This is a genomic window from Gemmata sp. (assembly GCF_051859125.1).
GTDB lineage: Bacteria > Planctomycetota > Planctomycetia > Gemmatales > Gemmataceae > Gemmata.
Genome location: NZ_JBHYGG010000039.1, coordinates 1 through 20,574, shown reverse-complemented (window position 1 = coordinate 20,574; position 20,574 = coordinate 1). Strand labels below are relative to the sequence as shown.

General features: G+C 72.5%; 16 protein-coding genes. 7 read left to right on the top strand and 9 right to left on the bottom strand.

Annotated features, from left to right (window positions below):
* Positions 1-288 precede the first annotated feature (288 nt).
* On the top strand, positions 289-4,383 hold the full coding sequence (locus ACTIGN_RS05480) for an ATP-binding protein (RefSeq protein ID WP_439621798.1): 4,095 nt from the start codon (positions 289-291) through the stop codon (positions 4,381-4,383).
* Between the two features lie 159 nt (positions 4,384-4,542).
* The gene (locus ACTIGN_RS05475) at positions 4,543-4,965 is read left to right on the top strand and encodes a secondary thiamine-phosphate synthase enzyme YjbQ (protein WP_439621797.1); all 423 of its coding nucleotides are present in this window, start codon (positions 4,543-4,545) and stop codon (positions 4,963-4,965) included.
* Between the two features lie 6 nt (positions 4,966-4,971).
* Here ACTIGN_RS05475 and ACTIGN_RS05470 read toward each other — a convergent pair whose 3' ends face one another.
* Positions 4,972-6,360 (bottom strand): CHASE3 domain-containing protein, encoded by a 1,389-nt coding sequence (locus tag ACTIGN_RS05470; RefSeq protein ID WP_439621796.1) that lies wholly within the window; start codon positions 6,358-6,360, stop codon positions 4,972-4,974.
* Between the two features lie 173 nt (positions 6,361-6,533).
* Between ACTIGN_RS05470 and ACTIGN_RS05465 the strand changes: the two genes are divergently transcribed.
* From ACTIGN_RS05465 to ACTIGN_RS05445, 5 genes are all read left to right on the top strand, one after another.
* On the top strand, positions 6,534-7,337 hold the full coding sequence (locus ACTIGN_RS05465) for a glycerophosphodiester phosphodiesterase (protein WP_439621795.1): 804 nt from the start codon (positions 6,534-6,536) through the stop codon (positions 7,335-7,337).
* Positions 7,338-7,552: 215 nt separating this feature from the next.
* Positions 7,553-9,454, top strand: a complete 1,902-nt coding sequence (locus ACTIGN_RS05460; RefSeq protein WP_439621794.1) for a sigma-70 family RNA polymerase sigma factor — start codon at positions 7,553-7,555, stop codon at positions 9,452-9,454.
* Between the two features lie 79 nt (positions 9,455-9,533).
* Positions 9,534-10,562: a DUF1559 domain-containing protein gene (locus ACTIGN_RS05455; protein ID WP_439621793.1), complete on the top strand. Its 1,029-nt coding sequence runs from the start codon at positions 9,534-9,536 to the stop codon at positions 10,560-10,562.
* Positions 10,563-10,739: 177 nt separating this feature from the next.
* Positions 10,740-11,105 (top strand): hypothetical protein, encoded by a 366-nt coding sequence (locus tag ACTIGN_RS05450; RefSeq protein WP_439621792.1) that lies wholly within the window; start codon positions 10,740-10,742, stop codon positions 11,103-11,105.
* A 101-nt stretch (positions 11,106-11,206) separates the two neighbouring features.
* Positions 11,207-12,898, top strand: a complete 1,692-nt coding sequence (locus ACTIGN_RS05445) for a glycosyltransferase (protein WP_439621791.1) — start codon at positions 11,207-11,209, stop codon at positions 12,896-12,898.
* Here ACTIGN_RS05445 and ACTIGN_RS05440 read toward each other — a convergent pair.
* The 8 genes from ACTIGN_RS05440 to ACTIGN_RS05405 form a co-directional block, all read right to left on the bottom strand.
* Positions 12,858-13,625: a cephalosporin hydroxylase family protein gene (locus tag ACTIGN_RS05440; RefSeq protein ID WP_439621790.1), complete on the bottom strand. Its 768-nt coding sequence runs from the start codon at positions 13,623-13,625 to the stop codon at positions 12,858-12,860. The genes ACTIGN_RS05445 and ACTIGN_RS05440 overlap by 41 nt on opposite strands.
* Entirely contained in the window at positions 13,613-14,797 is a 1,185-nt protein-coding gene (locus tag ACTIGN_RS05435) for a class I SAM-dependent methyltransferase (protein WP_439621789.1), read from the bottom strand. The genes ACTIGN_RS05440 and ACTIGN_RS05435 overlap by 13 nt, the downstream gene beginning before the upstream one ends.
* Positions 14,787-15,695 (bottom strand): NAD-dependent epimerase/dehydratase family protein, encoded by a 909-nt coding sequence (locus ACTIGN_RS05430; RefSeq protein ID WP_439621788.1) that lies wholly within the window; start codon positions 15,693-15,695, stop codon positions 14,787-14,789. Before ACTIGN_RS05430 ends, ACTIGN_RS05435 begins: the two co-directional genes overlap by 11 nt.
* Positions 15,692-16,222 carry a dTDP-4-dehydrorhamnose 3,5-epimerase family protein gene (locus tag ACTIGN_RS05425; RefSeq protein WP_439621787.1) on the bottom strand — a complete coding sequence of 177 codons (531 nt, stop codon included), beginning with the start codon at positions 16,220-16,222 and terminating at the stop codon, positions 15,692-15,694. Before ACTIGN_RS05425 ends, ACTIGN_RS05430 begins: the two co-directional genes overlap by 4 nt.
* A 5-nt stretch (positions 16,223-16,227) precedes the next feature.
* The gene (locus tag ACTIGN_RS05420; protein ID WP_439621786.1) at positions 16,228-17,460 is read right to left on the bottom strand and encodes a class I SAM-dependent methyltransferase; all 1,233 of its coding nucleotides are present in this window, start codon (positions 17,458-17,460) and stop codon (positions 16,228-16,230) included.
* Positions 17,457-18,449 carry an NAD-dependent epimerase/dehydratase family protein gene (locus ACTIGN_RS05415; RefSeq protein WP_439621785.1) on the bottom strand — a complete coding sequence of 331 codons (993 nt, stop codon included), beginning with the start codon at positions 18,447-18,449 and terminating at the stop codon, positions 17,457-17,459. The genes ACTIGN_RS05420 and ACTIGN_RS05415 overlap by 4 nt, the downstream gene beginning before the upstream one ends.
* A complete protein-coding gene (gene rfbF / locus ACTIGN_RS05410; protein WP_439621784.1) occupies positions 18,446-19,216 on the bottom strand; it encodes a glucose-1-phosphate cytidylyltransferase in 771 nt (256 codons plus the stop codon). Before rfbF ends, ACTIGN_RS05415 begins: the two co-directional genes overlap by 4 nt.
* Before the next feature lie 158 nt (positions 19,217-19,374).
* Positions 19,375-20,007 (bottom strand): antibiotic biosynthesis monooxygenase, encoded by a 633-nt coding sequence (locus ACTIGN_RS05405; protein ID WP_439621783.1) that lies wholly within the window; start codon positions 20,005-20,007, stop codon positions 19,375-19,377.
* Positions 20,008-20,574: the final 567 nt, after the last annotated feature.

The window sequence follows — 20,574 nt, the reverse complement described above, 5'->3', positions numbered from 1 at the left end:
AGGGTCCACGCTGACCCTCGCTCGGCGCTCGGGCTCGGACCAAGACACCACAATTCCGGTTCGAGCGGACCTGGTGAGACCCGCGGCCCGCACCTCGCCGCCTCTTGCGGCACGCCGCGTGCTTACCCGACCCCCCTCCGGTGACCGGTATAATGCCGGCTATCCCCGCCGGATTCGGCCCGACTGCCCGGGCCCGCACCGGACCGCCACGCAGAGGAACGCATGACCGAGGGCACCCGCCCGCCTCCGGACCCCCACCTCACTACGCCCTTCGCCGCCAGGGGAGAGATGGGGGAACGCACCCGTGCGTTCGACTGGTCGGGGACGCCGGTCGGCCCGCAGAACGCCTGGCCCCAGAGCCTGCGGACCATTGTTCGCGTGATGCTGGACTCGCGGTACGCGATGTGGGTCGGGTGGGGGCCGGAGTTCACGTTCTTCTACAACGACGCCTACGCCCGGATTCTCGGGGCCAAGCACCCGTGGGCGCTCGGCCGCGCCGCGGCGGAGGTGTGGCCCGAAATCTGGGCCGAGGTCGGCCCCCGGGCCGAGTCCGTGGTCCGCACCGGAACGGCGACCTGGGACGAGGGGCTGCTCCTGTTCCTCGAGCGGCACGGGTTCCCGGAGGAGACTTACCACACGTTCTCGTACAGCCCGGTGCCGGACGACGCCGGCGGCGTCGGCGGGATGCTGTGCGTCGTCACCGAGGACACCGAGCAGAGCGTGGGCGACCGGCGGCTCCGCACGCTCCGCGAACTGGCCGCCCGGACGACCGAAGAGGTGCGGTCGGTCGCCGACGCCTGTGCGACCGCGGCCCGCACCCTGGCCGGGAACACCCACGACCTCCCGTTCTCGCTGATCTACCTCCTGAGCGACGACGCCCGGACCGCGGCCCTCGCCGGGGCGTCGGGCGTACCTGATGGCTCGCCCGCGGCCCCGCCGCACATCGACCTCGCGGACCCCGACCCGGCGTGGCCGCTCCGCGAGGTGCTGGCGTCCGGGCGGCCGGTGGACGTCGGCGACCTCGCGGGGCGGTTCGGCCCGCTGCCCGGCGGCCCGTGGCCCGAGCCCACGCGACAGGCCGTGGTCGTGCCGGTGGCGAAGCCGGGGCAGGTGCGGCCGGGCGGGTTCCTCGTCGCCGGGGTCGGCCCGCGGCTCCCGCTCACCGACAACTACCGCGGGTTCCTCGACCTGCTCGCCGGGCACGTCGCGACCGCGGTGGCCAACGCGCGGGCGTACGAGGAGCAGCGGCGGCGGGCCGAGGCGCTGGCCGAACTGGACCGGGCGAAGACGGCGTTTTTCTCGAACGTGTCCCACGAGTTCCGCACCCCGCTGACGCTGATGCTCGGCCCGATCGAGGACGCCCTGGCCGGGGCCGGGGCCGGCGGGCCGCTGGAGCCGCACCACCGCGAGCGGCTCGAGGTCGCGCACCGCAACGGGCACCGGCTCCAGCGGCTCGTGAACGCGCTGCTCGACTTCTCGCGGATCGAGGCCGGCCGCGCCCGCGCCGCGTTCGAGCCCACCGACCTCGCCGCCCTCACCGCCGACCTCGCCAGCAACTTCCGCTCGGCGTGCGACCGCGCCGGCCTGGGCCTGCGGGTGGACTGCCCGCCGCTCGGGGAGCCGGTGTACGTCGACCCGCAGATGTGGGAGAAGGTGGTCCTGAACCTCCTCTCGAACGCCTTCAAGTTCACGTTCGAGGGCGAGATCGCCGTCTCCGTCCGGCGGGCCGGCGGAACGGCCGAGGTCCGGGTGAGCGACACCGGCACCGGCGTCCCGCCCGAGGAGATGCCGCGGCTGTTCGAGCGGTTCCACCGGGTCGAGAACGCCCGCGGGCGGACGCACGAGGGGAGCGGCATCGGCCTGGCGCTGGTGCAGGAACTGGTGAAGCTCCACGGGGGCACCATCGCGGCCGAGAGCGCGGTCGGGAAGGGGACGGCGTTCACGATCGCGCTCCCGCTCGGCTCCGCGCACCTCCCGGCGGAGCAGGTGCGGGCCGCCGGTGCCGCCCCCGCCCGTGCCCACGCCGCCAACCCGTTCGTGGAAGAAGCGCTCCGCTGGCTCCCGGGCCCGGCGGCGCACCCGCCCGACGCGCCCGCACCGGGCGACCGGCCGCGGGTGCTCGTCGCCGACGACAACGCCGACATGCGGGGGTACGTCGCGCGGCTCCTCGCCGCCGAGTACGCGGTCGAGGCCGTGGCCGACGGCGAGGCGGCGCTGGCGGCGGTCCGGCGGCACCGCCCGGACCTCATCGTCTCCGACGTGATGATGCCCCGGCTCGACGGGTTCGGCCTGATCCGCGGGGTCCGCGCCGACCCGGCCGTGGCGGCGACCCCGGTCGTGCTCCTGTCGGCCCGGGCCGGCGAGGAGTGCCGGGTCGAGGCCGCGGCCGCCGGGGCCAACGACTACCTGGTGAAGCCGTTCGCCGCCCGGGAGCTCCTGGCCCGCGTCTCGGCCCAGTTGCAACTCGCCCGGGTGCGGCGCGAGGCCGGCGCGACCCTCCGGGAGACCGAGGAGCGGTTCCGCGCGGTCGTCGAGTCGAACATGGTCGGGATCGGGTTCTGGCACGCCGACGGCCGGATCACCGACGCCAACGACACCCTGCTGCGGATGCTCGGGTACGCCCGCGAGGAGGTCGCCGCCGGCCGGCTCCGGTTCCCCGACATCACCCCGCCCGAGTACCACGCGGCCGACGCGCGGTGCCTCGCCGAGATCGCCGCGACCGGCACCTGCACCCCGTACGAGAAGGAGTACGTGCGGCCCGACGGCACCCGCGTCCCCGTCGTCCTCGGTGCCGCGGGCATGCCGAACGACCGCGCCCGCGGCCCGTTCTTCGCCCTCGACATCACCGAGCGGAAGCGGGCCGAGCGGGACCTGGCCGAGGCCCACGAGTTCCTCCACTCGTCCATCGACGCCCTCTCCAGCCACATCGCCGTGCTCGACGAGAGCGGCGTCGTCCTCGCCGTCAACGACGCCTGGCGGCGGTTCGCCGACCAGAACGACTTCTCCGGCCACGACTACGCCGTCGGGGCGAACTACCTGGCCGCGTGCGAGCCGGGCGCCGACGGCTGCGTCGACGGCGACATGGTCGCCGGCCTGCGGGGCGTGCTGAGCGGCCGGACCGAGCTCTTCGAGTTCGAGTACCCGTGCCACTCCCCCACCGAGCAGCGGTGGTTCGTGATGCGGGCCACGCGGTTCAAGTCGCCGGGGCCGGTCCGGGTCGTCGTCGCGCACGAGGACGTCACCAAGCGGAAGCTCGCCGAGGACGCGCTCCGCGAGGCGGACCGGAAGAAGGACGAGTTCCTCGCCATCCTCGCGCACGAGCTCCGCAACCCGCTCGCCCCGCTCCGCACCGGTCTGGAGCTGGTCCGCCGCGGGGCCGGCCAGGCCGAGCGCGCGTGGCTGATGATGGAGCGGCAGGTGAACCAGCTCGTGCGGCTGGTGGACGACCTCCTCGACGTGAGCCGGATCACCCGGGGGCGGCTCGAACTCCGCCGCGGGCCGGTGGACCTCGCCGCGGTCATCGAGGGGGCCGTCGAGACCGCCCGGCCGCTGATCGACCGCGCCCGGCACGAGCTCACGGTGGCCCTGCCGGACCGGCCCGTGACCCTCGACGGCGACGCGGCCCGGCTCTCGCAGGTGTTCGCGAACCTGCTGACCAACGCGGCCAAGTACACGCCGCCGGGGGGCCGCATCCGCGTGGCGGCGGCCCGCGACCCGGGCGGCGTTTCGGTCACGGTTGCCGACACCGGCGTCGGCATCCCGCCGGCCATGCTGGGGCGGGTGTTCGACATGTTCACCCAGGTGGACCGGACGCTGGAGAAGACGACCGGCGGCCTCGGCATCGGGCTGTCGCTCGTGAAGGGGCTGGTGGAGATGCACGGGGGGACGGTCGTGGCGCAGAGTGACGGCGAGGGAACGGGGAGCACGTTCACGGTCCGCCTGCCGGCGCGGCCGCCGGCCGGGGACCCCGCCCCGGCGGCCGACGGGAAGTTTGCGGCCGCTCCGGTCGCCGCCCGGCGGGTGCTGGTCGTGGACGACAACGTGGACGCGGCCGAGTCGCTGGCCCAGTTGCTCCAGATCCTGGGGCACGACGCCCGCACCGCGCACGAGGGCGAGGCCGGGGTCGAGGCGGCCGAGCGGTTCCGGCCGGACCTGGTCCTGCTCGACATCGGGATGCCGCGGCTCAACGGGTACGACGCGGCCCGCCGCATCCGCTCCCGCCCGTGGGGCCGCTCCGTGGTGCTCGTGGCTCTGACCGGCTGGGGCCAGGACGACGACCGCCGCCGCACCGCCGAGGCCGGGTTCGACCACCACCTCGTCAAGCCCGTGGACCCGCAAGTGGTTCTGGCCCTGCTGGCCGGGCTGACGCCCGTGCCGGCGTGACGGCCCGCGGCACACTGGTGGTGTTCTGTAGCCGGCCTCTGTGAGGCCGGTGCTTCGGGGCTTCCGCGTGCTTCCGGGGTCACAGACCCCGGCTACAACGACGCCACGTGCCAGCGAGCGTGACGGCCCGCGGCGACCCCCCGACCGGAGCGACGCGACATGAAGGCCCACACCGAGTACCTGACGCTGAACGTGCCCTCGGCGATGGCGTTCGTGAACATCACCCCGCGGGTCGCGGAGGCGGTCCGCACGAGCGGCGTGCGGGAGGGCATGGTGCTGTGCAACTCGATGCACATCACGTCGAGCGTGTTCATCAACGACGACGAGTCCGGGCTGCACCACGACTTCGGCGTGTGGCTGGAGAAGCTGGCCCCGTTCAACCCGGACCCGAACGTGTACCACCACAACCGCACCGGCGAGGACAACGCCGACGCGCACCTGAAGCGGCAGGTCATGGGCCGCGAGGTCGTCGTCGCCGTCACCAAGGGCAAGCTCGACCTCGGCCCGTGGGAGCAGATCTTCTACGGCGAGTTCGACGGCAACCGCCCCAAGCGGGTGCTGGTCAAGGTCATCGGGGAGTGACCGCGGTCACTCGGCCCCGTTCGCCTGAACCTGGAAGCAGGTCGGGCAGATGCCGTGGCTGAACCGGGCCTCGGTGTGGGCCGAGACGTAGTGCTCCACGTCGTGCCAGTAGTCCATGTCGTCGCGCACCTTCTTGCACCACGCGCAGATCGGCAGCAGCCCCTGGAGCTGCCGCACGCTGTCGAGCGCCGCTTGCAGGTCGCGGGTCCGCTCCCGCACCCGGTCCTCCAGTTCCGCGGCGTGCCGCAGGATGCGGTCACGCATCGCGGCCTGCTCCATGCCGATCGCCACCTGCCGGGCGACCTCCTCCGCGATCTGGTGGTGGGCCGGAGCGAGCGGGCACCCGGCGGGCGCGACGACCACCAGGAGCCCGAGACAGGTGCCCCCGGACGCGACCGGGGCCGCGGCACAGGCGGCGTACCCCATGCGGCGGAGGCGCTCCTCGGCCGCGGGGCCGTCGGCGGCGGAGCACGTGGGCGCCAGGCCGGTGAGCCCGTCCTCCACGGCCGCCACCCGCTCCCCGCGGCCGTCGGAGCTGACCACCCGGGGCGAGCCGTCGTTGAACGCGATCGCACACGCGGCCCCCTCCGGGAGCGCCCCGGCCACGCCCCGCGCCGCCGCACGGGACAGGTCCGCGACACTCGCGGCCGCCAGGATTTCGCGGTCGAGTTGGTGGAGCGTCCCGAGCCGCCGGGCCGCCTGCTCGGCCGCACGGGCCTGCTCCTCGACCCTCCCCAGCGCGCCCTCGTACACCCCCGCGAGGCGGGTGAGTTGCCGCCGCGTCGAGACGGCCAGCCACCCGCCCAGGGCCGCCGCCGCGCCGAGGGTGACGCCCACCACCAGCCACGTCGCGCGTCGGGCCGCCGCGGTCCGCCGGTCCCGGAGGTCCTCCTCCACGCGGATGAAGTCCGCGATTTGCTGCCGCATGGCGTCCATCCGCCGCTTCCCGTCGCCGCGGCGGACCGGTGCCTCGTAGTCGCCGCCGGTCCGCCGGAGGTCCAACTTCTCGTGCGCAAAGGCCCGCCACTCCGCGTGGTTCCGGCGGAGCGCGTCCAGCCGCGCGACCTGGGCCGGGTGTTCCGCGACCAGGTCGGTGAGTTCCTGGAACGCGGGGTCGTCGTCGCGGTCCTGCTGGTGGTACGGCTCCAGGAACGCCGCGTCGCCGGTGATGAGGTAGCCGCGCACGCCGGTCTCGCCGTCGACGAACAGCCGGAGCAACCGGTTGGCGCCCGCGATCACCGCGTTGGAGTGCTCGACGCTCCGGGCGGCGGACAGCAGGAACACGATCTGCCCGAGGAACACGAGCGTCAACACGCTCACGGCCGCGGCGGGCACGGCGGCGGCGCGCACGAGGAGTCGGTGGAATGCGGGGTGCGGTACGGCGGCCGACGGCATGGCACTGGTCCTCTCCGGGGCCGTGGCGGGCGGCCCCGATACACACTGTAATCGCGAGCGGTGTGGCGGTGTACAACGTTTGCACGCTCGGCGAAGAAATCCCTTGCATGGTTCCGGGCGGTCGGATTTGATGCCTTGGAACAAGCCCCCCCGCTGCCACACACGAGACCCCCATGTTCCGAACCGCCGCCGCGCTCCTGTGCCTCGCCGCCCCCGCCGGGCGGGCCGTCGACAAGCCCGTCGAGATCGTCGCGCACCGCGGCGCGTCGCACGACGCGCCCGAAAACACCGTCGCCTCGTTCAAGCTCGCCTGGGAGCAGAAGGCCGACGGCGGCGAGCTGGACGTGTTCATCACCAAGGACGGGAAGCTCGTCGTGTGCCACGACCGCGACACGAAGCGGCTCGCGGGCGTGAGCAAGGTCATCCCCGACACGCCGTTCGAGGAGCTGCGGGCGCTCGACGTGGGCAAGTGGAAGGGCGAAAAATTCGCCGGCGAGAGGATCCCGACGCTCGCCGAGATGCTCGCCACCGCCCCCGAGGGGAAGCTCGTGTTCGTCGAGGTGAAGTGCGGCCCGGAGGCCGTCCCCGAACTGGACCGCGTACTGAAGGCGTCGAAGTTGCGGCCGGCGCAGACGCCGGTCATCTCGTTCAGCGCCGACGTGGTCGCGGCCGTCAAGAAGGCGCGGCCCGACCTCCCCGCGTACTGGATCGTGGACCTGAAACCGAAGAAGGGGGCGAAGCCCCCCGCGGCCGCCGACCTCGTGGCGAGGGCGAAGGAGATCAAGGCCGACGGGCTGGACCTTTCCGTGACCGATGCGCTCGACGAGGCGTTCGTGAGGGCGGTCCGCGACGCCGGGCTGCGGCTGTACGTGTGGACGGTGAACGACGCGGACGTGGCGCGGCGGATGGTCAAGCTCGGGGTCGAGGGCATCACCACCGACCGCCCGGGCTGGCTCCGCGAGCAACTCGCCAAGTAAAGGCGAGCCGCCGGAGCGAGTAAGTGACCACGCTGTTGCCCGGTATCCGATCGGTGGCGGGCAACGCGAATTGTGAGCGGTTGGAAAATCTTTCGGAAAAGATGACCCGATTTCCCGTCGGCGACCATTCCTCTCTTGGTCGCAGTCACGCGGCCCCCTCTCCGGCCCGATCCTCGTTCACCTAGACGTACTCCGATATCGGAGGAGCGCGGCGCATGCTATTCAACCCGCCCGACGCCCCGGACGCCGACGCCACGGGGGAACCGTCCGACCGCGAACTGCTCCAGCGGTTCCAGGCCCGCAACGACGAGGCCGCGTTCGCCGCGGTCATCCGCCGGCACGGCCCGATGGTCCTGCGGGTCGGGCAGCGGATCCTCGACCGGCGGGAGGACGCCGAGGACGTGTTCCAGGCCACGTTCCTGGTGCTGGCGCGGAAGGCCGGGACGGTCAGTTGGCGGGAGTCGATCGCGACGTGGCTCCACGAGGCGGCGCACCGGCTCGCCCGCGAGGTGCGGCGGAGCCGGGCGCGGCGCTCGGTGCGCGAGGCGCGGCGGCCGGCCCCGGCGAGCGGCGACACGCTCGCCGAGGTGACGAGCCGCGAGTTGCTCACCGTACTCGATGAGGAGCTGCTCGGGCTCCCGGAAGACCTCCGCGGCCCGCTCCTGCTGTGCTGCATGGAGGGGATGAGCGGCGACGAGGCGGCGGCGCAACTGGGGTGCTCGCCGAGCACGGTGAAGCGGCGGCTCCGGCAGGCCCGCGAACTGTTGCAGGCCCGGCTCACCCGCCGCGGCATCGCGCTGTCGGTTGCGGCGCTGAGCGTGCTGCTCACGCTCGGGACCGCCGCGGCGAGCGTGCCCGCGGAACTCGTCGCGGCCAGTTCGCGGGCGGCCGCCCAGATCGGTGCGGGCGCGGCGCTGTCCGCGGTTCCGGTCTCGCCCGGGGGCGTCGCACTCGCCCGCCACGACCTGTACGGCTCGGCGACGTTGAAGGCGGTCGCGGGACTGCTGGTCCTCGGCGGGCTCATCGCCTCGGGCGTCGCACTGAGCCTCATGCCCACGAACGGCGCGGCTCGGGCGGTCGAGGCGCGGCCCGGTGGGGAGGCCCCCGGGCCGGTCGCCGCGGAGCCCCGGCCGGCGGTCGTGGGCGTCCCGGTCACCGTCGAGACGTCGCTCCGCACCGGCGGCGGACAGATCCGCCAGTTCGCCTTCGACGGCGACCCGGCCACGTACTTCGCCTCGGCCGACAACCCGGCCGCGGCCGACCACTTCACCCTCCGGTTCGACAACCCGGTTCCGGTGCGGTTGGTCAGCGTTCAGACGGGCGCGCCCGACGGCGGCCGCAAGCTCGTCGCGGGCCGGCTGGAGGTCTCGACGGACGGAGCGACCTTCGAGCCGCTCGCGGCGTTCAAGGACGGCGTGGCCCGCGGGGACGCCGGCGGCCGCGAGGTCGTCGCGGTGCGGGTGGCGCCCGCGGCGCAGGGGCACCCGCTCGTGATCCGCGAGTTCGTCGTCGCGGCCCCGCAACTGGTCCCGTTCCGGCACCCGGTCGAGTTCGCGGTGGACACCACCGGTGCTCCCGAGGTGGCGGCGTGGGCCGAGCGGGTGGCGCGGACCTGCGAGCGGGCGTACCCGATGGTGTGCGACGAACTCGCGGCCGACGGGTTCCGCCCCCCGACGCTGATCCCGTTCGCGGTCCGCCGCGACGTGCGGGGCGTCGTGGCGGTGAGCGGGAGCCGGGTCACCGCATCGGCCAAGTACTTCGAGGCGAACCCGCAGGACGTGGGCGCGGTCGTGTACGCGACGGCGCTGGTCGTGCAGGGGTATCGGCGGCCGGCCCCGGGGTGGCTCGGCGACGGGATCGCCGACTACGTCCGGTTCCACAAGTTCGAGCCGGGCGCGACCGACCCGCCCGACCCCGCCACCGCCCGGCACGACCGGGGGTCGCGGGACACGGCCGCGTTCCTGGCGTTCTGCGTCCAAGCGTACAACCCCGACCTCGTGCGGCGGCTCAACGACGCCCTCCGCAGGGGGCGGTACGCCGACGACGTGTGGGTCTCGCTGACCGGTAAGTCCCTCTCCGAACTGGCCGACGAGTGGCGACGCTCGCTCCGCCGGTGACTCTTCTTCCGTCGCCGACCGCACATCTCCGGCCGCACCGGCCGGGGGCGCGGACCCTTCATCGTGTGGGGACCCGACCATGACCCGCCTGCCCCGACGCGGCCCCGCCGCGTTCACGCTCATCGAGTTGCTGGTGGTCATCGCGATCATCGCCATCCTGATCGGCCTTCTGCTCCCCGCGGTTCAGAAGGTCCGCGAGGCCGCCGCCCGCATGAAGTGCCAGAACAACCTGAAGCAGATCGGCGTCGCGCTTCACAACTACCACGACTCGCGCAATCAGTTCCCGACTGCGCGGGCGACCTTCCCCGCCAGCCTCGGTGCGGACCCCATGAACGCACCGTACGTCGGGGCGCAGTTGCCGACGTGGTACCTCGTCCAGCCGGCGGACCAGATTGGAGCCGACGAGATCGGCGGGTGGATGGTGCGCATCCTCCCCTATATTGAGCAGGGCGCAGTTCTGCAGTTGGCGATCGGGAAATCCACCTTCCCGGACATCTCGGCGGGCCTCACGACGATGGGCGGGACGCCGATCTCAATTTACCAGTGCCCGACCGCCGTCGCGCCGACCGGGGGCAGTCCCTCCTCGGATCGAATGGTTGCAGCGAGCTATGTCGGGGTGACCGGGAGCGACGAGAACGTCACCCCGACGGCTCCCCCCATCGGGATGAACGCGAACAACGGGATGTTCCCCGTGCACACCGCCGGCGGAGTAGACAAGGACATTCGGCCGCGGCGGAGCGCAACGAGCATCACCGACGGGCTCAGCAACACTGTTGCTGTCGGCGAGCGGCACGTCACGCAGCAGGGCTCGACGTGGGTCGCGGCCGACTATCACACGCTGCTGGCGTTTCCGAACCTGAATTTTGTGGGCGGCACCGGGCCTGGTGGTTCGATGACGGGCACCGCGTGCCCCGGAAGCCTGCCTGGCCGGTACGCGCAGTTCAACCCGGCCGACACGTGCAGCCAGGACCGGTTTAACAGCCCCCACCCCGGGGGCGGAAGCTGGCTGCTTGCCGATGGGAGCGTCCGCACGATTACGTATGCGGCCAACACGACCTTCCTCCCCGCAATGGTCACCGTCGACGGTGGCGAAGTCTTCACCGAGTAACTCCGCCCGCCCCGCGTCGTGCGGTTCCGGCCGCGTGCCGGAACCGCGATCGACGCGGTCCCACACCGAACACGAGGAGCGTCCATGAGCCTGCTTTTCAGTGCGTCGCGATTGAGGGCGGTCGGAGTGGCGTGCGCCGTCTCACTCCTGTCGGGGTGCGGGCCGGAGTTCACGACCGTGTCGGGCAAGGTGACATTCAAGGGCCGCCCCCTCGTTTACGGTACGGTCACGGCCATCGGGTCGGACCATGCTACCTACTACGGCACGATTCAGTTGGACGGAACCTATTCGGTGTCCGGTGTGCCCGTCGGCCCTGCCAAGTTTGCGGTCTTTAGCGCGGACCCGTACTTCGAACCGCCGGTGCCGGCGCATGTGAAGGCGCGGATCGTCGAGGCCCGTCGCGCGGCAGGCACTACGCCGCCGCCGCCGCCGCCGAAGGGGAAGTGGTTCCGCATCCCGCCGAAGTACGCCGACCCCGTCGCGTCGGGCCTGGCGGCCGACCTCGAAGGCCCGACCGCGGTGTTCGACATCCGCCTGGAATGACCGCGGCGCGGCGGTTGGGGTTGGCGCAAGCCGGGGGCGGGCGGTACAGACTGCTCCTGGCGCACCGCGAGCCCGCGGCCGCCCCGCGCCCGGAGCCCGCAATGCCCCCCGTTCGATTCAGCGTCGTCATCCCGACCCGCGAGCGGGCCGACACCCTTCGCCACGCCCTGCGGACCTGCCTCGACCAGACCTTCGACGACTACGAAGTGATCGTCTCGGATAACTGTGGGTCGCCCGCCACCCGGGCCGTCGTGGACGAGGCCGGGTCGGACAGGGTGCGGTACGTCCGCACCTCCGAGCCGGTGGCGATGAGCACCAACTGGGAGTTCGCCGTCTCCCACGCCCGCGGCGACTACGTGATCGTGATCGGGGATGACGACGGGCTGCTGCCGCACGGGCTGGCCGAACTCGACCGCCTGACCCGGGAGGGCGACGTGCCCGCGGTGCGGTGGCACGCGGCGTTCTACACCTGGCCGACCGTGGCGCTCGCCGGGCAGGGCGACTACCTCCAGGTGCCGATCGACCGGCACGTCTACACCCGCGACGGGGCCGCCACGATCCGCGACGTGGCCGCGTTCCGCACCTTCTACGGCGAACTGCCGATGGTGTACCACGGGGCCGTCCGCCGGGACGTGCTCGACGCGCTCCGGGCGCGCGTCGGGAGCGTGTTCCCGCACCCGATCCCCGACGTGTATTCCGGGTTCGCCGTCGCGCACGTCGCCGGCCGGTACCTCGTCACCACGGTGCCGATGTCCGTGTCCGGCCAGTCGCACGCCAGCAACGGGGTGGCGATCCTGTTCCACGGTGAGCGCCCGGAGGTCGCGCGCGAGTTCCGCACCCTCAACGCCAAGGACGGGCTCCGGGCCGACCCGACGGTCCCCGACCTGCCGGTGTTCCCCGAGGTGCCGGTCGCCGACACGTTCGCGTTCGCGCGGCGGGCGCTGTTCCCGGACGCGGGCGTCGGCATGGACCGCCGCTCGCTGAGCCGCGCCTGCCTGGGCGGGGTGCGAGCAGAGGACCTGCCGGCCGCCAGGGCGGAGGTCCGCCGCTCGCTGTCCGACGACCCGGAACTGCTGGCCTGGTTCGACGCCGAACTCGCCCCGGCCCCGCACGCGCCGCGGCCTCCGGTCAACTACTTCCGCCCGCCCGAACTCGGCGTCGAGGGCGCGGCGATGCACCTCGACGCGGCCGCGTTCGGCGTGTCCGACGTGGCCGGGGCCGCGCAACTGTGCGCGCGAGTTCTGAACCTCCGCGGCGGCGCGGTGCGGTACTCCCGCGACACGCCGCCGCAGGCCGTGGCGGCCCGCATTTCCCAGCTCACCACGCCGCTCGACGACGCCGGCGTGATCGCCGTCTGGCACGCGCTGGGGTGGGGGAACCTGCACGACCGGATCGCCGCGCTCCAGGCCCAGGTCGCCGCACTCGAAGGGCTGGTCGGCGGGTACCGGGGACAGGTCGCGGCCCTGGAGCGGCAGGTCGCGACCCTCCAGGGGCACGTTGCGGCACTCGAAGCGGAGGTCGCGGGGTTCCGCCACCGGCTCGGTTCCCTGGGCGCAGAAGCCGCGGCGCTGCGGGGGGACGCGGCCGCCCTGCGGGCCGAGAAGACCGGGCTCGTCGCCGAGTGCGCCGAGCGCGAGGCGGTCATTCACCGGCTCGCGGCCCAACTGGCGGAACTCGACCGGCGGCTCGCCGGCGAGCGGCGGTGGTCGCTGAAGCGGCCCCTGCGGCTCGCCCGCCGGGTACTGGGCCGGCTCAAGCGAGTCGCCGCAGGTACGCCGACGGCCAGTGCGTGACGCGGTCGGTGATCCGCCCCTCGTTGAACACGAACCCGGGCTCCTCCAGGGCGAACGCGGGGTTCGCCGCGGCGAACTCCCGGGCCGCTTCCGACGGGTTGTCCCACTCCCACCCGGGCTTCGACCCGGGCCGCCCGGCGACCGCGCCCATGATGCCGTCGGTCGCCACGATGTACGACCCCGGGCCGACGAGCGGGGCGTACGCCTCCAGTTCCGCTCGGACGTGCGCCTTGGTGTGGCACGAGTCGAGGAGCACCAGGACCCGCTCGCCCGGGCGGATCATGCCCCGCACCCGGTCCACCGTCGCAGCGTCCGTCGAACTCCCTTCGACCAGGGTGACGTACCCGGCCAGCGGGTGCGCCTCGATCGCGGCGCGGTTGTGCGGGCGGATCTCGACGTCGATCCCGATCACCCGCCCGCGGTCCGTCGCCTTGCACAGGCTCGCGTAGTAGATGAGCGACCCGCCGTGCGCCACCCCGGTCTCGACGATCACGTCGGGCCGCACCCGGTGGATCACCTCCTGCACGCGGACCATGTCCTCGGGCAACTGGATGATCGGCCGCCCGAGCCAGGTGAACCCGTAGGTGTACCGCTGGGTCCAGCCGACGGTCACCCAGTGCTCGGAGATGAGCCGGAACGAGTCCGGCGAGTCGAGCGGGTGCTCGCGGGTGCCGGCCGCCGTGTGCTCCGTGACCGTTCCCGCGTCCGTGTCGATCACCAGCCGCATGGGTCGCCTCCGCCAAGGGCGGAGAGATCGACGACCTCGGCGGCCGACCCCAGCCCGGCCAAAGTGTCGGCGACCTCCGCCACGTAATTCGGGTTGAACACCAGCACCGCTCGCGCACGCACCGCCGCCGCGGGGGGCACGATCGGGTGCCCGGTGCCGGGGACGAACCGCCCCTGCTTCGCCGGGTTCACGTCGACCACCCCCGCGAGCCGCTCGGCCGCCGGGTCGGCGAGGTTGGCGAACGTCACGCCCTTGGCCCCGGCCCCCCAGGCGTACACCGGCCCGTCGGCCCGCCGCGACTCGACCGCCGCGCGCCACGCGGTCGCCTGCGCACGCTCCGTCGCGCCGAACGCCGCGGCCAGTTCGTCCGTGCGAACCACCGGGGGCGGGGCGCCTTCGCCACACGAGGTCGCCTCGGCCCAGAGGTACTGCCCGCCGAAGACGTGCCGCACCCCCGTGACCCCGAACCCGGCACGGGTCAGTGCCCGGCCCAGGCTGTGGGCGGTGAACAGCGAGCAGTGCTCGTAGAACAGATCCCAGGTGACGCGGCCGCGGAGGATCCACTCGGCGCACGGGGTCTCGAAGAACACCCGCGTCGAGCCCGACGCGCCGACCCCGGCCCGCACCGTTCGGAGCAGGGCGAGCGGGTCCGGCACGTGCTCGATGACGTGCCGGCACACGACGGCATCGGCCGGCACCGCGGTCCCGGGGCCGTAGAAGTCGCGGTCGAACCGGGCGCGGCCGTCGGGCGACTCGGGCAGGCCGGCGTAGGCCGGGTCGTACCCGACGGCGGTGCTGGCGTTACCCTGGTGCGCGAGCAGTTTCCGCAGGAACCCGCCCTGGCCGCAACCCACCTCGACGATCCGGCCGCCGCGGACCCCGGCCGCCGTCACGAGGTGGTCGACCAGCGAGTCGATGTGCGCGGTGAACGCGGGCGAGTGGTCTTGGCTGTTCTCGTACCCCGGGCCGTAGCTCACGCGGGCCGGGTCGAACGCCGCGTTGAACACGAACCCGCACTCCCCGCACGCTCGCATCTCCAGGTCGCCGCGCGCGATGCCGCGGGCCGCGGCGGCGGACGCGAACGGCAGGTTCTGGTGGACCGGCACCCCGGCGCGGCGGAGGAACGCCTCCCCGGCGGGGGCGTCGCATACCGGACACGTGTCACGCGGCACGGGCACCCCTCCACCAGTTCACCGTGTCCCGCACCCCGGTCGCGAGATCGACGCTCGGCGACCACCCGGTGGCGGTCCGCAATCGCGACACGTCGGCCACGATCATCGGCGGCTCACTCGCGGGCGTCGGGCGCTCGCCGAGCATCACCAGTTCGGGCCGCCCGCACGCACGGGCGACTTCGCCAATCACCTCGCGCACCGCGATCGGTTCGCAGGACCCGATGTTTACCTCGCCCGTGAGTCCGACCGCCGCGAGAGACACCAGAGCCGCCGCGGCGTCGTCCACGTGCAGGAAGTCGCGGACCTGCGTTCCGGCGGTGCAGGGCACGGGTCGACCCGCGAGCAGCGAGCGAGCGACGCTCGGCACGAGGCGGGCGGGGTGCTCACCGGGACCGTAGAGCCAGAACAGCCGCGCCCACGCCACCGACACGCCGCGCTCCCGGCCGAGCGACCCGGCCCAGTGCGACAGCGACAGCTTGCACCGGCCGTATGTCGTGCCGGGTCGAGTCGGCGTCTCGTTCTCGCGGCACACGCCCGCCGCGGCCCAGTCGTATTCCGCGCACGTCCCGGCGATCACGGCCCGTGTCCCGCCGCACTGGGCGAACGCCCGCAGCAACTCTTGCGACGCTGCCACCCAGCGGTGGTTCTCGGGAGATTCCCAGTACACGCCGGGCGTCGCCACCCACGCCAGGTGGAGCAGGTGCGTCGGCCGCACGGCCTCGACCAGTCGTGTCGCCGCTCCGGGTGCGAGCAGGTCGCACCGGTGAAACGCGATGCCCGGTGCGAGCGGCCGGCCTGCGGTCCGCGCCGCGGCGTGAACCTCGAACGCGCCCGCCGCGAGCCGCACGCACGGCGTCCCGATGAACCCGGTCGCGCCGGTGACGAGCAACCGGTTCACGCGAGCGCCTCCCACGTCAGGTCGCGCGGCGCGATCACGCGCTCCGAACACGCGGGCCATTCGATCGCCAGCGCCGGGTCGTCCCACCGTGCGCCGCGGGCTGCGGTGGGAACGTGCGGGGTGGACATCTGGTAGAACAACTCGGTGCCGGCGGTAAGCGTCTGGAACCCGTGGGCGCACCCGGCCGGGACGTACACCGCACGGCGGTTCGCGGCGGTGATCTCGACGGCCACCCACGTCCGGTAACTCGGCGAGCCCGGCCGCAGGTCGGCGACCACGTCGTAGGCCGCGCCGGCGGTGCAGCGGACGAGCTTCACTTCCGCGTGCGGCTCGGCCTGCCAGTGCATCCCGCGGAGCGTCCCGGCGCGGGCGTTGTACGACACGTTGCACTGCACCCAGTCGCCGCACAGGCCGGCGGCGGTGAACTCGTCGCGGCAGAACGTGCGGGCGAACAGCCCGCGGTAGTCGGCCCGCGGCTCGACCTCGACGACGACCACGCCCGGCAGTGCTGTGGGGGTGAAGCGCACGGCGGTCACGCCACCCGGGGGAGCGGCACCGGGACGATGAACCGGCCGCCGCGGCTCCGGTACTCGGCCTGCTGCGCGAGGATCTCGTCCGCGAAGTTCCACGTGAGCAGCAGCGTGTACTCGGGCATCTCGTCCAGTAGTCGGTCCGGCGCGGAGATCCGCAGCCCGGTGCCGGGGGTGTACTTGCCCTGCTTCGCGGTGCTGCGGTCCACCACGAAGTCGAGCGTTTCCGAGCCGATGCCGCAGTAGTTGAGGAGCGTGCTCCCCTTGGCCGACGCGCCGTACGCGGCGATCCGCTTGCCGCCGGCCTTTAATGTGGCCAGCAGGTCACGCAGGGCGCTCCGCACCTGCGCGACGCGCTCGGCGAACGCCCGGTACGGTGCAAGGGTCGCGACCCCCCACGCCGCCTCCTCGGCGAGCAGGGCGGCGACCCGCGTGGACGCGGCGCGCGGCGATTCGGCCGGGGCCGCGAACAGCCGCAGCGTGCCGCCGTGGATGGCGACCCGCTCGGCGTCGCGGACCGCCAGCCCGTGCCGGCGGAACAGCGCGTCCAGGGCCGTGAGCGAGAAGTAGCAGAGGTGCTCGTGGTAGATGGTGTCGAACTCGCAGTGGTCGAGCATGTCCTTGACGTACGGCACCTCGACGACCGCCACCCCGGTCGGCTTGAGCAGCGTGCGGATGCCCTCGGCGAACCCGTTCAGGTCCGGCACGTGCGCGAGTACGTTGTGCGCGTGGAACACGTCGGCCCGCAGCCAGTCGGCCGCGAGGTGGCGGGCGTAGTCGCGGGTGAAGAACTCGGTGTGCGTCGGGACGCCGTGCCGCTCGACCGCGACCCGGGCCACGTTCCGCGCCGGTTCGACGCCGAGCACCGGCACCCCGGCCGCGAGGTAGTTCCGCAGCAGGTAGCCGTCGTTGCTCGCCGCCTCGACGACGAAGCTCCCCGGCCCGAGGCGCTCGGTGCGGATGAGCCGCGCGGCCAGGTCCGCGGCGTGCCGGAGCATCGTGTCGGAGAACGACGAGAAGTAGACGTAGTCGCGGAACAGCGCGTCCGGCGGCACCTCGGCGGTGATCTGCACGAGCGAGCAGCAGGGGCAGACCGCGAGGTCGAGCGGGAACGTCGGCTCCGGGGCCCCCAGCTCGTCGGCCGCCCGCAGGGCGTTGGCGAGTGGGGTGGTGCCGAGCGACAGGACGGGGGCGAGCGGCGCCGCCCCGCACGACCGGCAGGCGGGGGTGGTCACGCGGCGGCCCTCGGTGCGGTCAGGAACGAGGAGTACCACGCGACCGTTCGCCGCAGCCCTTCCTCCAGCGTGAACAGGGGCCGCCACCCGAGCCGCGAGCGGGCCTTGGCCGCGCTCAGGCTCTGGTGCGTGATCTCGTTGCTCGCCTCGTTCCGCACGTCCGGGGTCAGCCGCGACCCGAGCAGGCCGAGGAGCGTGCGGACGAGTTCGAGGACGGTCACCTGTGTCTCGTTCGAGAAGTTGAACGCCTCGCCGCGGAGCGTGGGGTCGGCGGCGAGCTTCTCCGCCAGCATCAGGTACGCCGCCGCGCCGTCCTCGACGTAGAAGTAGTCGCGGACGTGCGACCCGTCGGACCGGATCACGGGCCGCTCGCCCCGCATGACCGAGCGGACCGTTCCCGGCACGATCCGGTTCCAGTTCAGGTCGCCGGGGCCGTAGAAGTTCCCGCACCGGGTGATCGCCACCGGGAGGCCGTACGTGTGCGCGTAGCTCTGGGCGATCAGGTCCGCGCACGACTTGCTGACGTCGTACGGGTGCCGGCCGCGGAGCGGGGTCGATTCGTCGTAGGGCAGCACCTCGGCGTCGCCGTACGCCTTGTCGGACGACGCGAGGACGATCTGCTTCGCCTTCGGGCTGCGGCGGCACGCCTCCAGCACCGCCCACGTCCCGGCGACGTTGCTCTCGAACGTGGCGACCGGGTTGCGGTTCGCGACCGGCACCAGCGTCTGCGCCGCGAGGTGGACGACGGTGTCGATCTCGAACTCGCCGAGCACCCGCTCCAGCACCGGCTGGTCGCGGACGTCGCCGCGGACGGTCTTCACCTGTTGGAGCATCCCGCTCTGAACCAGCTCGCACTCGGGCACCCAGTCCCGGACGAGGCACACGACGTCCGCCCCGGCCCGGAGCAGCCGACGAACGACCGCCCCGCCGACCAACCCGGTCGCCCCGGTCACCAGGGTGGGGCGGTCCCGCCAGAACCCGTTCGTCATGCGCTGGCCCTCCACGGCGCGCGGCCGTCCTGCCACAGGGCTTCGAGTTGCCGCTTGTCGCGGAGCGTGTCCATGCACTGCCAGAACTTGTCGTGCCGGTACGCGGCGAGTTGGTTCTCGGCCACGAGCCGCGGCAGCACGTCGTTCTCGAAGCTCTCGCCGTCGCCCCCGATCAGGTCGAGGACGGCCGGTTCGAGCACGAAGAACCCGCCGTTGATCCACCCCTCGCCGGTCTGCGGCTTCTCCGTGAACGCGCTCACGAGGTCGCCGTCGAACTCGAGCCCGCCGAACCGCGCCGGCGGCCGCACCGCGGTGACCGTCGCGAGCTTACCGGTCTGGCGGTGGAACCGCAGCAGCGCCTGAACGTCCACGTCGCTCACGCCGTCGCCGTAGGTCAGCATGAACGTGCCGCCGCGGACCCAGTCGGCCACCCGGCGGACGCGGCCGCCGGTGTTGGTTTCGAGCCCGGTGTCGATGAGGTGGACGGTCCAGTCGGCCCCGGCGGCCTCGTGGTGGGTGACGTCGCCGCGGGCCAGGTTGACCGACAGGCTGCCGGTGAGTGCGCGGTACTCGACGAAGTAACGCTTGACCACCTCGCTCTTGTACCCCAAGGCGACCACGAACTCGGTCACCCAGTGGGCGGCGTAGTGGCTCATGATGTGCCACAGGATCGGGCGGCCGCCGATCTCGACCATCGGCTTGGGCCGGACCTCCGTCTCCTCTGCGAGCCGGGTGCCGAGCCCCCCGGCGAGAATGACAGCGCGCATGGTGTCCGCCGTCCGTGACGGAGAGTGGTAACGGGTAAGTGATCGGTCGTGACCGTCACAAGACTTTACCCCGCTCGCCGCGGCCCTCGCAAGCCGACTTCCGGTGCGCCCGGGCGGGCACCGGGCCGGTGGCCACTCGGTCGTCGCGGCCCACAGCCTCAGCCGGTGAACTGGCGGAAGAGGAGCGTGAGGCCGGCGAGCAGCGAGAGGATCACGCCGACGCCCGCGGCCGACATAGCTCGTTCGGTCGGCCGGTCGGCCCGGAGCCACGGCCCGAACACGTGCGTCAGCACCGGCATCACCAGGAACTGGAGGATCAGTACGCTCACGGCGTTGCCGATCAGCATCGACACGGCCAACCCCAGCGGCCCGGTGACCGTCCCGAGTGTGAGCGTCAGGATGATGACTGTCGGGTACAGCCCGAGCAGGACCGTCAGCACCATCTTCCACCCGGGCGGGCCACCCTTCGGACCGGTGAACCACGCTCCGAACCCGGTCGCCAGCGTCTCCTGCCGGAACGTGCCGACTTCCGCACCGACCTTCGCGACCCAGGCGGCCCGAACCGGCGCGTCGAGCCAACCCTGCATAGTCGCCGCGTTTTCGAAGTGGAGGACGACGACCCACTCGGTCCCCCCGGGTTCCCCCGGCGGGTACACCTCGGTCGCCTGGTACCCGGGGAACTGCTCGGCGACCCGCGTCAGCTCCTCTTCGAGCGCGAGGAACCGCTCCGCGGCGGCGTGCGGCACCTGGTGGACGATCACTGACGTGGCGCGCGAGACGCGGACGGGCATCGGCGGCCTCCACAATGGTCAAGGGGGGCAGGGCGTCATGCAATCTAGATCTTGTCCGCCGGAGAACCTCCGACCCATGTCTCCTCCAGGTACCAGCAAGTTCGGAGTTCGGATCATGAGCCATTCACGGAGGCTTGGCGACGAAAGAGGATCTGGAAAAGAAATCTTGTCCGACGCGGCAAGTCGTTTAATGACAGTTACTTGGATCGTTGGCCGGGATGGTGCATCGCGAGAATTCTTCTCGACCCCTTGGCGTCTGCTTCTCACTCGCCTAACATTCAGTTTCACACCGAACGGCGGTTGTTTTTGCCCGGAGCTTTCCAGGCACCAGTAATGCGCCCTGCAGCGTGAAGTTGCACGATGGGACCGCGGTTTTTGACAGAGCGTTGGACGTGATCTCGGACTTTGGTTCGAGCCAGAGTGTTGTTAGTATGCACTCGAAATCCACGGCCAACGCCTGAGGAAGACCGAGGCGAAAAGAATCCTGGGGCCGGGTTGACAGCTCAAGCCGGCCCTCCTAAGATTCCGATACCAAAGGACGCAACGCCTGACTCGAAAAGGGGTTAG